The following is a 13,911-nucleotide window of genomic DNA, read 5'->3' as shown; positions in this document are numbered from 1 at the left end:
TAACATCCCGTTGGACGCCGAGCCAGGTTGTCGTGTCCAGCGACGGGTGACCCCCATGCGGTCGGCTGAGACGCATTGATCCGCACCTTGTACGTCGTCTTTGGATTCACAGGCGGGTCGACCGAGCCGGGGAAGTACTGCGACGTCTCGAACCGTTTGCCACTCAATATTTTGTGAAACCGTTGCAGACCCTCGGGCGTGTACGCCCGATCGATCAACGCTTGCTGGATGTCAAAGATGGCGTGTTCTAACTTGAGCTTGTCAGATGGTTCCCGTGAAAAGCCTCGCTTGGTTGCCGTGTTCATAAACAGCGGCCCCACGGCGTGTTCGTACTGCTGCACGATCGCCAAGGCTTCCAATACGGATTCGGGGCTATCTGTAATACCGTCCAGATTGCTTTGCAGACGAATCGCTCGCTGCATAAGATCAGCCGGTGAATTTGCCGCATAGGCCAACGACGCCATCGCAATCGCGAGTACGCTGACTCGCAAAATCAATGCCACCCCCCAGTACGCATGGCCAATGATGTTCGTGCTCGCGAAGTTCATTTTTGACACTGACTTTACTTCGTTCTTGGCTTAAATCGTGAGGCTCAAATCCGATCGACGAGTTCGGTCGACCTTGTATCAAGGTGCCAACGTCATCGAAATCGAATGATCCATCACACAGCGGTCCGGCGTTAACCAATCGCTTGGCAATACGCTGCACTGCTTTGCGATGCATCGTTGGTCACCTTTGCGGCGGTACTATATTATCGGTCGACCGCTCTACGGTAACCCCAAACCTTGCGGTTACAATGTGTCACTAAGTTCCCAAGCCACTACAAATCTTCCTCGAACCAAAAGACCGACTTGGGACCGAGCATCTTACTGGGTTGCTCAGCATGTTCTTGGGGGATCGCGAGACACGTCAAACGTGTTGTGTCCCTATTCGCCCCCCAAGACAACGCGGCAAGTTTGCTCGTCTTGCTGCTAACTCGAAAAGTCACCGCGTTCGACCCCCATCTTGTTGGTCGTCATTTTTGTTTTGGGAGGGCTCGCATTTGCTGTCGGTGCAAATCAGGAGAGATTCAGCAAGGAATGCCCGCTGCAAATCGATTTCTGCGGGCTGGAACCCAATGCCATCTACTTTGGGGTAGCGGTCGCGGCGCGGGGCCCGTCCGGTTGCAGCGAGTAAACCGTTCGATTTTGACCGGGCGGCTCGCGCCGCTCCGCTACGAAAACCACCCGTTTAGTACCAAAGAAGATGGTACAGGCCGTGAGGGCACCGGGTTGTGCGCGCGCCCCCGGCCGTTGATGCGCGAGCGGCTCAATAATTCAACACGCCGTCAAGACTTTCGTCCCGCGACGCATTCCCCCGAAACTCTTGACGAGTTCCGCTACTGAAGATGCTTTGTAGCGTCGCCCGAAGTGGTTTGCGTGTTTCGGCTAGACAACCTCGCGAGAGCCGCGGTGATTCACCCGTAGCGAAGCAAACGTCTATTCTTCGATCTTGGCATTTGCGTTGGCTGCGGCGTAGGCATTGTGCCCGGTCGAATCGCCCGGCAAGACGGGATGCTGTTTCGCGGGCAGAAACGCGGCATGTTCTGACACGATCGCTTCGTACTCGGGGTTAGACGCCAAGTTCGTCCATTCATGCGGATCCTTGCTCAAGTCATACAGTTCACGCGATCCATCGTGATATTGAATGAAGCGGTAACGCGTCGAGCGAATTGCAAAATTGCCAAGACCAAAACTAGTCACAGCCGGATGCGTCCAAGTTTGCTGTGGATCCTTCATCAGCGGGACCAGGCTGTTGCCTTCCAATGCCGAATCCGCAGGCAACCCGGCTAGCTGCAACAGCGTCGGGAAGACGTCCACCAACTCGGCAGGGCGTTTGGTCGTTTGACCGGCGGCGAAACCTGGGGCTGAAACAATCAGCGGCACGCGAGTACCGTCTTCCCACAGCGATCGCTTTGCCCAACGTTGTTTTTCGCCGAGGTGAAAACCATGGTCCGAAAACAGGACCACCACCGTATTGTCAGCGTAATCGCTTGATTGCAGTGCGTCCAAAACCATTCCAACGCAGTGGTCGGCGAAGGTGACCGAGGCCAAGTAAGATTGGACTGCATGCTCCCACTGCCCCGCTTCGGTGACCCAATCATGCGTCGGAGAAACATGCTCGCGATTCGTCAAGTCGATTGCATATTGGCTGAGGTCGTTGCGGTCGTCCTCACGAACCAGCGGCAATTGAATGTCTTTCAGCGGATGCATGTCGAACCACTTTTGCGGTGCATACATTGGCACGTGAGGTCGATAGAATCCGACTCCCATAAAGAACGGCGCGTCATGTTTTGTTTCGAGCTGCTTGACCGCCCACTTCGCCGCTTTCACATCCGGCATTTGATCATCGTCTTCGGGATAGACACCCCAGTCCCAAAGCGGGTGACCGTGTGGCTGAGAAATCTTTTCTTTGGGTCTCGGTCCAAATCCGCCCGAGGGCTGATATTCTTGAAAAAAGCGTTTGTCGCCTGTGTGAAAAATCTTTCCCGATGCCATTGTCTTGTAACCATTCATGGCAAACACCTCAGGCAGCGTCTTGACGCCCGCAAGCGCCGGTGCTTGCTTCAGATCCGGCGCTAAAAAATAGACACCCGTGGTGTGCGGATAACGTCCGGTCATCATGCTGGCACGCGATGGGTTGCACACCGGTGACTGACAATGCGCGTTGTCAAAAAGCGTTCCCATTCCCGCCAAGCGGTCGATGTTCGGCGTCTTGGCCTGCGGGTGTCCGCCCAGACAACCGACCCAATCATTCAAATCATCGATCGAAATCAATAACACATTCGGCTTCTCGGCCGCGGGCGCAGTGCCGGTGCCCATGCTGGCTAGGCTGGCAATACAAAGACAGATCAGAGGGAAAAGTCTATACAACATGAAAGTTCGTCTGGCAAATTCAAGGTAGGGAATGAGTTGGGGAAGGACTAATCTTAGCCTAATTCATCCTCCGTCTGCCACCGAATTGCGAGCTGAAAATGGAAAGTCCGGTCAAACAGGGGAACCGTAGCGTTCGACCTTGGCGAACAACTCCTGCGACTGAAACGGCTTGGAAACGTAGTCATCCATTCCACAGTCGAGGCACTGCTCGCGATCCCCTTTCATGGCATTCGCCGTCATCGCCACAATCGGGATGTGTTTGCCACTTGTTTTTTCGCCAGCGCGAATTTCACGTGTCGCTTCATAGCCATCCATGATTGGCATTTGAACGTCCATCAGGACCACGTCAAATTTCGCGGGATCCGACGCCATCAGCGTATCGACTGCTTCGCGGCCATTGTTGGCAACGACGACGCTATGACCGCGTTTCTCGAGCAGCGAAACGGCGACCTTTTGATTGACCAATCCGTCTTCGACTAGCAGGATACGAGCGTGAACGTGGCTACAATCGCTGGCGGCCGCTACACACCGCCCTGGCTCGGTCGACTCGTCACTTCCCAGTGTCGTTGTGACGGCCTGCAGCAACGTCGAATGTTTGATCGGCTTGGGCAGACACCGCGCCACGTTCCATTGCTTAGCAAAGTTGCTATCCAGTGCCGCAGAGCCCGACGTCATCCACATGATGTGCATCGCTGAGAGCGTGCGGTTTTCATGTTGGCGGATCCGTTTGACGAGTTGCGAAGCGTCGTCATTCGCAATCGCTCCATCGGCGAGAACCAATGAATAGCGATCACCACGATCGCAGGCGTGTTCAAGTTCTGCCATCGCGGCGTCCCCATCGGGCACCGCCGTGGCCGACAGCCCCCACTGCGTCAGCAGGTCGACCAGGATTTCACGAGTGGTGCGGTGGGCGTCAACCACCAGCACTGATTGCCCGACCACTAGGTCGGGGATTTCGCGGGTCTCTTGCTTCGATGCGACTTGCATCCGCACCACAAATTGAAAATTGCTTCCTTTGCCAGGCTCACTTTCGACCCAAATTCGACCATTCATCAACTCCGCCAGCCGTTTGGAAATGGACAACCCCAATCCGGTTCCCCCGAACCGACGTGTCGTCGCACTCTCGGCTTGGCTGAACATGTCGAACACGCGTGACAGTTGGTCGGGTGCAATGCCGATCCCGCTGTCGCGAACCGAGACGTGTAACATCAGTGTATCGTCGGTTTGCGATTCAATTCCAACGTCCACCACGACCTCGCCCTGTTCGGTGAATTTGATCGCGTTGCCGGTGAGATTCATCACTATTTGACGCAGCCGCGTCGGATCGCCAACCAGCGTGTCAGGGACGTAAGGCGAAATATGACAAGTCAATTCGAGCTGTTTCTCGGCGGCACGGTTGCTGATCGTCAGCAGGGTATCACCGATCGCATCCCGCAATCCAAACGGGATGCATTCGAGTTCGAGTTTGTCCGCTTCGATCTTCGAAAAATCCAAGATGTCATTCAGTAATTGCATCAACGCGTCGGCGGATTGCCGGACGATGTTTTGATAGTCACGTTGTTCGTAGGTCATATCGGTGCGAAGCAGCAACTCGGTCATGCCGATGATCCCGTTCATCGGCGTACGAATCTCGTGGCTCATCGAAGCAAGAAACTCACTCTTGGCGCGATTGGCCGCCTCGGCACGCTGCTCTTCGCGGATCGCGATCTCATTCAGTCGTCGCATCGGTCGGTAAACAAACCATCGCGTGATGACAATCGAGGTTCCCGAGACGGCGAGCGACATCACGACGCCAAGCGCGACCGCGAAAATCATGTCGCGCCGAATCTCGTCGATCACGGCCCGGCGGGACATCACCAGATTGACGTGGCCAATGGTTTGGCCATCAAATCGAACCGGCGTCCTGGCTACCACATGCTGCGACGAACTCAAGTAACCAGCCAGATCGGTCTCGGGTACTCCGGGTTGACGCCGCGACGCCACAATTTCGGCTTCATCGGCGACTTGGACGAACTCGATTTCCTGGTTCGTAAGACTCGCACCTAATAGATCGCCGATCGCGCGTTCGTCGATGTTCCAAAGCGGCGTCGCGATACTGGTGGCGATTGCCCCCGCCGTGCGATCCGCTTGTTCGCGAATCCGATCATCAAACTGCGTGATCGTCAACACCGCCGCGACCACGACAAACAAACCTAGGGTGATCAGAATGGTGGTCACCAACGCGATCACATACCGCAGCGTGATTCCTTGTCCGTCCACACGTAGGTCATTTTGACTGTTCGCTTGGGCGAGTGTCATCGCGATTCCCCATCGCGATGCGTCTCGGGCAATTCCGTCTCCACCGGAACGACTGAATCGTTCTCCGAGCCAGTATTGACTCTCGAGCGATCGTCTTGTCCTGGGCCGAGCTTTCTTTTGGTCCCCGTGGTGTGCTCAATGCCCAAGCTGTTCTCGAGCCCTGCTCCCGCCGCAACACGACCGAGATCGAAACGATACGTCGATTGATTGGGGCGGTCCAACAACGAAAATTGGCGAAAATCCGTTTCTTGCCACGTCTCGCGACTAAGCACCGCGCGATACGCTGCCAAGTTATCGCGTGTGATCAATCGCATCGGCGAATCGTAATGGGTGGGGATCCTGGAAAGGTCGATGCCGTGAAAGAAGTCATGCAGCAACACAATGCACCACCCTCCTTCCATCACATGGCCACCGACCGACGCAAACAGCACTTCTTGGGCGATCAAGCCCAACGCTTCTGGCGTCGCATCGACTCCTCCAATGATCACATCGGTCCCAGGTGTTTTTCCTCGATCTTGCATCGCCGCGATGGCTCCGATCGCCATCGCGTCGCTGGCGGACCAGATCACGGATGACTCGGGGTAGCGCCGATGCAGAATGCGGCAGCGAAACCGCGCCAGTTCTTGGCTCCAATCAGCCGCAACGACTTGATCCAAGACGACCTCGTCGCTGCGTTTGGCGATCGCGTCGTGAAGTCCGGCCATACGTTGGATCGAAGCGCCATCCGATACCACCCCGCTTAAACCAATGACATGCAGTTTGCCATCGGCGGCGAGCCGTCGTGGCGAGCGCAGGGCTTCATCGATCAATGCATTGGCAAGCTGAAAACCAGCATCGTAGTCATCGGGCAACACTTCGGCCAACCAATGCGTCAACTTCGTTCGCGGTTGCCCGAGTTCCTCGCTCTGCTCAGGCTGCAGTCCTGCGTTAACAAGCACCGCCGGTACCTGTCGCCGTTCGGCGATTCGCAGAAACCGGGGACCGCCCCTTTTGAAGCTTTGGAATACAATCGCGTCCGGTTTGTCCTCGCGATCACAAACATCACGAATTTGGGACACCATGCGATTGCGACTGTTGCCAGCGAAAAAGACCTCCAACTGAATCCCGAGATCATCGGAAACCTCGCCCATAAACTCGACGAACGGTCCCCAAAACGCATCGTCCTGATCTCGCGGTGTAAACATCGCCACGTGAAATTTCCGTTCACCGGCCTCGGTTTCCTCACCGTGCAGTTTCCCGGTCGTGATTTGAAGGCTGCTGGCGAACACGATCATTGCCAACCATCCGTAGCCGAAACGAATCGCTCGGCAGATCGGTGTAAGCACGGGTGAACGTATGTTGACAGTTTTGTGCAGAGATCGCATAGCAATACTCGCTCGTCGATACGGGCAGCGCAATCGCCGAAACGATGTCACAACCCCATCGGATGCCGGAATCTAACGACTTGTCGCATGGGTCATTGTAACAATCCAACAACCCAGCATTCGTATTGGCTTGTAAAAAGCACAGAATTGCGATTTCCCAAGACCGAAGGAAACGTGCGATTCGATCCCCTAGCCAACTCTTCCCAGTGCCCATTTGGACCGCGGTTCAACATGCAAATTCGCGGCCATGTCAATCCGAGTTTTCGCGATAATCAAGTGGTCGCATCCCCATCAATCGTTGGAAGGTTCGATAGAAGGTTGACAGTTCATCAAATCCACTTTGAAATGCGATCGATGTCACTTTGCTTTGCGTGTTGCGAAGCAACGTCTTGGCATGATCGATCCGTCGTTCATTCAAATAGGCCAGCCATGTCTTTCCGGTCCGGTCACGAAAATCGTTCGTAAATTTGCGGCGTGACATATTACAAGCTCGGGCGGCCGCATCGACGGTCAACGGTTCAAAGAAGTTCAAATCCAACCACAGCAAATATTCGTCAATCGCGTCCAAGGGACGTGTATCGCCGAGATCACGACTTTGGGCATTCTCGGACGCCAGTTGACCGCCGGACGCCAATGCAAGCTGAGCAAAAATCTCGATCGCCGCTGCGATCGCCGACAACGTCGAAGCCGCGCTTGGTTGTGAAACGAGGTACAGCAGACGACGGAATCGTCGTTCGATGTTCAATAACGACATCCGCTGACGAGGAAGTTTGCCAATCGGGATCATCGTGTCAATTTCGGCACAGGGTGCGATCTTTTGAGGGTCGATCGCCAACCCATACAACGAAATCGGATGCCGCGGCGCATCGATAATCCGGTGCCTCATCCCGGCGGGGACCAGAATGCAATCGCCGGCGACGCAATCGGATGCCTCCGCCCCGCCTGCTGGCCCCGCGACTGCGGCTGCCCAATTTGCAGCCACTTCGCCGCTGCCCTGGCGAATGTACAGCAGCTTGGGAAAGCGATGCTCGGTCTCGGTCATCGAAAAGGCCTCGTCATGCAGGCTTTCGAACACCCAGAGTCCCGATTTTGACATCGTTTCCGGTACTGGGACGCTGCGGCGTTGGGCGGGTTCTAAAGTCATCGAAAGCATTCTCGGCAGCGGTCATGTCAACACAAAGGCCCAAACCAAACGGGATCCGCCTCTGATGATTGCACGGTTTGCCCAAATTGCAAGTCGATTATGCGCAAATGGCCAAGCCGCTAAATCGATCCGCTGCCATAATCCCAACATCGAAATTCAACGCGTCAACACTCGCCCTCCGTTTCTGTCAAAGGTTTCCTCCAATGTCACAGCTCACCCGTCCAAACATCGACGAAATCCCCGCGATCCGCCCCCGCCGTACCATCAGCGGTATGTCGGCCATCCTGTTGCCGCTGCTCTCGGGAACCAAAATCGATTGGGAAGGATTTCGCGGACACGTCACCCGTACCGCCGATGCCGGGTTGGTACCGGCAGTCAACATGGACACCGGCTACGCCAACCTGATCAGCGAATCGCAACGAGAACAGGTGCTCGCAGAGACGCAGAACTTGATGGACGGACAACCGTACGTCGCTGGCGTATTCGTCAAGGACGATCCCGATGCGGCGTTCGACTTTGATGCCTACCGAACCGGATTGGATCAAATTTTGAAATATGGTGGGACGCCGATCATTTTTCAGTCTTATGGTTTGACCGAACAAGCGGATGACGACATCGTCGAAGCTTACGCAAAGATCGGTTCACACGCTGGTGACTTCCTCGGGTTCGAATTGGGCAAGATGTTTGCCCCCTTCGGAAAGATCTACAGTTTGGATGTCTACAAGGGGTTGATGGGAATCGAGACTTGTCGTGGAGCGAAACACTCTTCGCTGAGCCGTGAACTGGAGTGGCAGCGACTTCGGCTTCGCGACGAAACTCGTCCTGATTTCAAGGTATTGACGGGCAACGATCTAGCGATCGACATGGTGATGTACGGAAGCGACTACCTGCTCGGGCTGAGCACGTTTGCCCCCGAAGCGTTCGCCCGCCGCGATGCGATGTGGGCTACAGGGGACGCTGGTTTTTACGAACTAAACGACATCCTTCAATATCTCGGCTTCCTCGCGTTTCGCGATCCGGTGCCTGCATACAAGCACAACGCTGCTCAATTTCTGCACGCACGCGGATGGATCAAAACACCGCTGACGTATCCCGGCAGCCCCGAACGTCCCGAATCGGATGTCGCGATCCTGCAAAACATCTTGGATCGCATCTCCGAGTAAAGCTTTCGTTGCCGTTGTCGATTTCTGTCCGCTTCGCATCCAAACCTGCTTCTCCAAAGTACCGCAAGACAGTTTCATGAAAACGCTCACCATCGCCATGCACGGGGTCACCGGTCGCATGGGAACCAACCAGCACTACATTCGCTCGATACTGGCCATCATGCGTCAAGGAGGTGTTGTCACCGACGACGGACAAACGATTCAGATCAAACCAATCCTGTTGGGACGCAACGAATCCAAACTGCGTCAATTGGCTGAAACGGTCGCCACACAGGAAATTGGACGCTCCGTTGATTGGTCGACCGACGTCGACGGGGTGATTGCGGATGCGGCCACGGACATCGTCTTTGACTCGTCAAGCACTCAGATGCGAGCGACGATCGTCCGCCAAGCGATTCAGCATGGCAAAGTGGTCTATTGCGAGAAACCGATCGCGATCGATCCCAGCGAAGCATTCAAGTTGGCGGCAGAGTGCGAATCCGCAGGCGTCAAAAATGGCGTGGTCCAGGACAAGCTGTGGTTGCCGGGAATTCGTAAATTGAGAATGCTTCGCGACCAAGGATTCTTTGGTGACATCCTCAGCGTCCGTGGTGAATTCGGGTACTGGGTGTTCGCGGGCGATGAACCGAATCAAACCGTCCAGCGTCCGTCGTGGAATTACCGCCGCGAAGATGGCGGCGGGATGATGATCGACATGTTTTGCCACTGGCAATACTTGATCAACGATCTATTTGGTCCGGTGAAAAAGGTGCTCGCGCACGCCGTTACCGATCTTCCGGAACGGATTGACGAATCGGGAAAACCCTACAAGTGCACCGCCGACGATTCGGCTTACGCGTTGTTTCTGCTGGAAAATGGTTTGACTTGCCAATTCAACAGTTCCTGGGCGACTCGCGTCCGGCGTGACGACTTGTTGACCGTCCAAGTCGATGGAACCAAAGGTTCGGCCGTCGCTGGACTTCGCGAGTGTTGGACGCAATGTCTTGCCTCGACTCCGCGGCCGATCTGGAATCCCGATATTCCTCAGCCGATCAATTTTTACGAAGGTTGGCAAAAGTTGCCTGACGCGACGCATTACGATAATGCCTTCAAAATCCAGTGGGAACTGTTTCTCAAACACGTCGCGGCGGACGCTGAATTTCCATGGACGTTACGCAGTGGCGCCGCAGGTGTCTTGTTGGCCGATGCTGGTGAGACCTCGTCGAGTCAGCAACGATGGGTCACGGTGGACGAAAAGGAGATGGGATGATCCAGACGCGACGAGAACACGCAGCACCGGATCGCGATCGATTGGCCGTTCACACGATGACGACCAAACCGTTGTCATTGGCCGAGGCGGCGGAGGCTTATTCACGACGCGGCATTCCCGGTATCAGCGTATGGGTCGAGGCGTTGGAAGGAATGACGACTGCGTCGGCAAAACAAATCGTGGATGATGCAGGGCTGAAAGTGCCAGCGCTCGTGCGTGGCGGTTTTTTCTGTGCATCCGACAGCGTGGAGCGTCAAAAACGTGTTGACCACAACCGGAACTTGATTGAAACCGCTGCAGACCTGGACGCCGAAATGCTGGTGTTGGTCGTCGGTGCCGAACCGGGCGTCGCACTGGAAACACAGCGGGGCTGGGTACGCGACGGTATCGAGAGCATCCTGCCCGAGGCGGAGGCGGCAAACGTCAAACTTGCCATAGAGCCGCTGCATCCGATGTACGCTGCAGACAAGAGTTGCATCAACCGGATCGCCGAAGCGAGAGTGATCTGCGATCAGCTTGATCATTGTTTGGTCGGCGCTGCGGTCGACGTTTATCACGTGTGGTGGGATCCGGATCTGAATCGCGAAATCAAGTTGCTTGGCGAAGCGGGACGACTATTCGGATTTCACATTTGTGATTGGCGAGTGCCGACGCGCGACCTGTTGACGGACCGTGGCTTGATGGGCGACGGTTGCATCGACATTCCTGGCATCCGCCGAGAAGTCGAGGCCGCTGGCTTCGATGGCTGGATCGAAGTCGAAATCTTTTCCGAAGAGCATTGGGCCGCCGACCAAGGCGACTATTTGGACAAGATCATTCAGCGTTACGAAACTCATTCGTAAAAGAAATCGCTTTTAAGAACCATCGAAGTTGGCACCAACCCTATGGGGCTTGTAGCGGAGCGGCGCAAGCCGCAAAGTCATTTTCGAACGTTTTATTAGTCGCAACCGGACGGCTTGCGCCGTGCCGCTACGAAAGCAGATCGCATTCGGCTTTTGAAGTGGCGTGTTTTTCACAACCCAAAGCGCAAGTTATGATGTTGCGCGTTTGTATTTAGGGGCAAAGCCCCGGACGTTTGCTCGGACTTAATGAGGGCGGCTAGCAAATGGCCGGACCGTTGGCCCTTAGATTTCTTTGCATCGCAAACTGGCCCGTTGGGCCAGGCTAGGCAAATTGCTGGGCCTTTGGCCCGAAGAACGTTTAAACGCGCAACTTCAAAACATTTGGCTAGCGGAGGCGAGAAAGCGCAGCCCAGAGGGCGACACACTCTGCCAGCAGTGTGTCGGCCTCCGGCCTTAGGACGACAGATCGCCCCTAAATCGTTGGCTGACGCCAACGGCAGAGGATGTGTCGGCCTCCGGCCTATTCGCTTGCTTTATAATCAGCAGTCTTTGAAGTTGGTGGAGAGTTTCGGCGGAGCCTTCAGCGACGTTCGGGCGAGGGGGCTGACCGAGCAATTCGCTGGCGACGAAAACGCCGTGTGCACCGGACTTGCTCGGTCGATAGCGCGGTCGCCCCCTCACCCGAGCAACGCCTTTAGGGCGTGCTCGACCTCTCCCCCGACTTCGTCGGTGGAGAGGTGGCAGATAACTATCGCAACCAAAACGCACAAGCTCACCCAAATTTTAGCGGTCCAGGCTTAGGCGTCATCCCGCGATTTTGCGGCGCAACGCGTTGTTCACTTTGACGACACTCTTGTGTCGACGCGAACCCAAATGCCGTTCTTGTCATGCCGATACCCCGGGTGTTTCCGCTTGTCAGCATTTTGCTTTCCAGACGCAAAGTGTTGCATCTTCGATGAGTGCCAGCCGATAAGCCAACAACAGGGTGCCCATCCCGCCCCCTGCCCCTCCTTCCAGATCGCCCCGACCCATTGCGAGCCAAACCGTGCCTATCCTCTTAATGATCAACCTGAAAGGCGGTGTTGGCAAAACCGCGTCGACGGTCGCCATTGCAGAAACCTTTGCCGAACAGGGACAACGAACACTTGTCATTGACGCGGATCACCAGAGCATGGCAGGTGAACTGTTGGTCGGACAGACTCGGATGCTTCAATCGGAGCGGGCAAAGACGACGCTTCACGATATGTTTCTGGCAATGGCCGACGTCAATTTCGATATCGCTGACCTGCCGAAATATGCGTTGGCGAATGCGTCGTCCGTGCTGACGGCCAGCGAGAATCTTTCGGTCGTTCCCTGCTCTTTTCGCATCGATGATTTCTCGAGCAACGTTGCAAAGTCCCAGCGACTGTGCCGAACCTATGCCACCGAGCGTGAACTGCAGGGGTACTTAGGTCGCCAAATGAAAAAGGTAAAACGCTGGCTCAACGCCAGCTATGATATCGTGCTTATCGATTGTCCTCCAAGCGTTGCGATGCAAGTTAAAATGTTCATGCGAATTGCAGACGGATACATCATTCCAAGCGTTCCGGATCAGTTGTCGGTGCGGGGCTCCGAAAACCTGGTCAAACGGATCTCGAGCTACGGTTTCAAACTCGCCGGATTGGGAACGCTATGGACACTGTACCGCGAACAGGTCGCACTTCACCGTGAAATGGTCCGAGATCCGTTCTCGGGAATCCCCCAACCGTTTCAGACGATCATTCCTAACGCGACGCGTTTGGCTTCGGCTGTCGATCCGCGTTGCATCCAAACTCCATCTGCCAATTGCGATGCAAAATATAGCCAACCTTTCGCCACGCGCTATCGCGAATTGGTCGATGAACTGTTTAGTCGATGCGAACGCTATGGGATCGAGACACGTGTCATTCATTACGTCTAAAGCACATTTTTTTCTGCACGGTTGATCTCTGATTCCGAAGGCCGAGTATTTCTTCCGAGCCCTATTGGAGAGGTGACAGACGACAAACGCACACAAGAGCAGATCGAGACCTCTGTATTGACGGCCAAAGCGAGGACAACAGGGATTCGTCGCCTCATCCACTACCAGCACTACCAGGAAAACGACGGGTAGCAAGGCGGCTTGTCGTTAGCGATTACAGACTGCTGCTGGTCGCGTGCTCATGCAGCCGATTGGTTTGATAGGCTTCGATCAGCCGCTCGAGCATCTCGATTCGATAACGAATCCGCTGGCCGCGTTCGGTATCACGGGTGCACCGTGGTTGATCAAAAACGCGAATTTCCTGGACCGAGGGCACGATGTCGATTCCGTCGCGGATCGCCGCATCAACCGATTCGAAATGATGATGTTCGGCCAACACGATGCGGTTCGGCTCGAGCACCAAGGTGTATCCGTAGTCGCCGTAAGCCTCGGAAAAAGCTCCATCGATGGTGATCGCCTTGCCACTGCGTTTCAGCGGAGACTCTCCTTCTTCGACCTTGACCGGCACGTGCCCGTTGACGATCAATCCGCCCTCGGTTTCCATCCCAAATTCCGCCAACACCTTGTCGCAAAACTCGGCTTTATGAATCAGCGAGAAGTAGGGGTCTTTGGTCTCGCGATGCGGTTTTTTGTCTGCTATGAAATCACGCTCGAGCGTCGCGATCCGGTCCTTCCCAAACAACGGTGACCGCGGCCCGCTCCAAAGGTACCAGAGGAAATCAAGATCCTCTTGGGCCGATTTCTCGACCGCACGACGGACCACTTTTTCGATGCTCTCAAACAATTGACGTCCCGCCAGCGGTTGACCATCGACAATCAGCGGCAGAAACGCACCGTCGGCATCCACTGGCACGCATCCATGAAAAATCAGACATTCGTCGCGTCTCAGATACATCGACCCGTGTCCGACCATGAACCGCATTTGTTCTTGTAGTTT

9 protein-coding genes and 1 pseudogene are annotated in these 13,911 nt (G+C 55.3%); 4 read left to right on the top strand and 6 right to left on the bottom strand.

Annotation, left to right across the window (positions count from 1 at the left end; translation table 11 throughout):
- The 5 genes and pseudogenes from ABX962_RS15240 to ABX962_RS15220 all read right to left on the bottom strand — a co-directional run.
- Positions 1-557: pseudogene (locus ABX962_RS15240) on the bottom strand (hypothetical protein); the annotation flags it as partial.
- A 921-nt stretch (positions 558-1,478) separates the two neighbouring features.
- Positions 1,479-2,915, bottom strand: coding sequence for a sulfatase (locus ABX962_RS15235; RefSeq protein ID WP_372720843.1), 1,437 nt, complete (start codon positions 2,913-2,915; stop codon positions 1,479-1,481).
- A 111-nt stretch (positions 2,916-3,026) separates the two neighbouring features.
- Entirely contained in the window at positions 3,027-5,213 is a 2,187-nt protein-coding gene (locus ABX962_RS15230; RefSeq protein ID WP_372720841.1) for a response regulator, read from the bottom strand.
- Entirely contained in the window at positions 5,210-6,538 is a 1,329-nt protein-coding gene (locus ABX962_RS15225; protein ID WP_372720839.1) for an ABC transporter substrate-binding protein, read from the bottom strand. The genes ABX962_RS15230 and ABX962_RS15225 overlap by 4 nt, the downstream gene beginning before the upstream one ends.
- Before the next feature lie 289 nt (positions 6,539-6,827).
- Positions 6,828-7,721, bottom strand: a complete 894-nt coding sequence (locus ABX962_RS15220) for a helix-turn-helix transcriptional regulator (RefSeq protein ID WP_372720837.1) — start codon at positions 7,719-7,721, stop codon at positions 6,828-6,830.
- A 203-nt stretch (positions 7,722-7,924) separates the two neighbouring features.
- Here ABX962_RS15220 and ABX962_RS15215 point away from each other — a divergent pair, with 203 nt between their 5' ends.
- The 4 genes from ABX962_RS15215 to ABX962_RS15200 all read left to right on the top strand — a co-directional run bounded on the left by ABX962_RS15215 (position 7,925) and on the right by ABX962_RS15200 (position 12,914).
- Positions 7,925-8,884: a dihydrodipicolinate synthase family protein gene (locus tag ABX962_RS15215; protein ID WP_372720835.1), complete on the top strand. Its 960-nt coding sequence runs from the start codon at positions 7,925-7,927 to the stop codon at positions 8,882-8,884.
- Between the two features lie 76 nt (positions 8,885-8,960).
- The gene (locus tag ABX962_RS15210) at positions 8,961-10,133 is read left to right on the top strand and encodes a Gfo/Idh/MocA family protein (protein WP_372720833.1); all 1,173 of its coding nucleotides are present in this window, start codon (positions 8,961-8,963) and stop codon (positions 10,131-10,133) included.
- The gene (locus ABX962_RS15205) at positions 10,130-10,975 is read left to right on the top strand and encodes a sugar phosphate isomerase/epimerase family protein (protein WP_372720831.1); all 846 of its coding nucleotides are present in this window, start codon (positions 10,130-10,132) and stop codon (positions 10,973-10,975) included. Before ABX962_RS15210 ends, ABX962_RS15205 begins: the two co-directional genes overlap by 4 nt.
- A 1,045-nt stretch (positions 10,976-12,020) precedes the next feature.
- A complete protein-coding gene (locus tag ABX962_RS15200; protein ID WP_372720829.1) occupies positions 12,021-12,914 on the top strand; it encodes a ParA family protein in 894 nt (297 codons plus the stop codon).
- A gap of 214 nt (positions 12,915-13,128) precedes the next feature.
- Here the strand turns inward: ABX962_RS15200 and ABX962_RS15195 are convergent.
- Positions 13,129-13,911 (bottom strand): fructose-bisphosphatase class III (locus tag ABX962_RS15195; RefSeq protein WP_372720827.1); only part of this gene is annotated, 783 nt, incomplete at its 5' end.

It is taken from the genome of Novipirellula sp. (genome assembly GCF_041583735.1).
In the GTDB taxonomy this organism is placed as follows: domain Bacteria; phylum Planctomycetota; class Planctomycetia; order Pirellulales; family Pirellulaceae; genus Novipirellula.
This window is presented reverse-complemented; position numbering and strand designations above follow the sequence as displayed.

What these genes read in the sequence shown, in the direction of transcription:
- ABX962_RS15220 (WP_372720837.1), bottom strand. Translation starts at nt 7,721, where the DNA reads ATGACTTTAGAACCCGCCCAACGCCGCAGCGTCCCAGTACCGGAAACG.
- ABX962_RS15215 (WP_372720835.1), top strand. Translation starts at nt 7,925, where the DNA reads ATGTCACAGCTCACCCGTCCAAACATCGACGAAATCCCCGCGATCCGC.
- ABX962_RS15235 (WP_372720843.1), bottom strand. Translation starts at nt 2,915, where the DNA reads ATGTTGTATAGACTTTTCCCTCTGATCTGTCTTTGTATTGCCAGCCTA.
- ABX962_RS15230 (WP_372720841.1), bottom strand. Translation starts at nt 5,213, where the DNA reads ATGACACTCGCCCAAGCGAACAGTCAAAATGACCTACGTGTGGACGGA.
- ABX962_RS15205 (WP_372720831.1), top strand. Translation starts at nt 10,130, where the DNA reads ATGATCCAGACGCGACGAGAACACGCAGCACCGGATCGCGATCGATTG.
- ABX962_RS15210 (WP_372720833.1), top strand. Translation starts at nt 8,961, where the DNA reads ATGAAAACGCTCACCATCGCCATGCACGGGGTCACCGGTCGCATGGGA.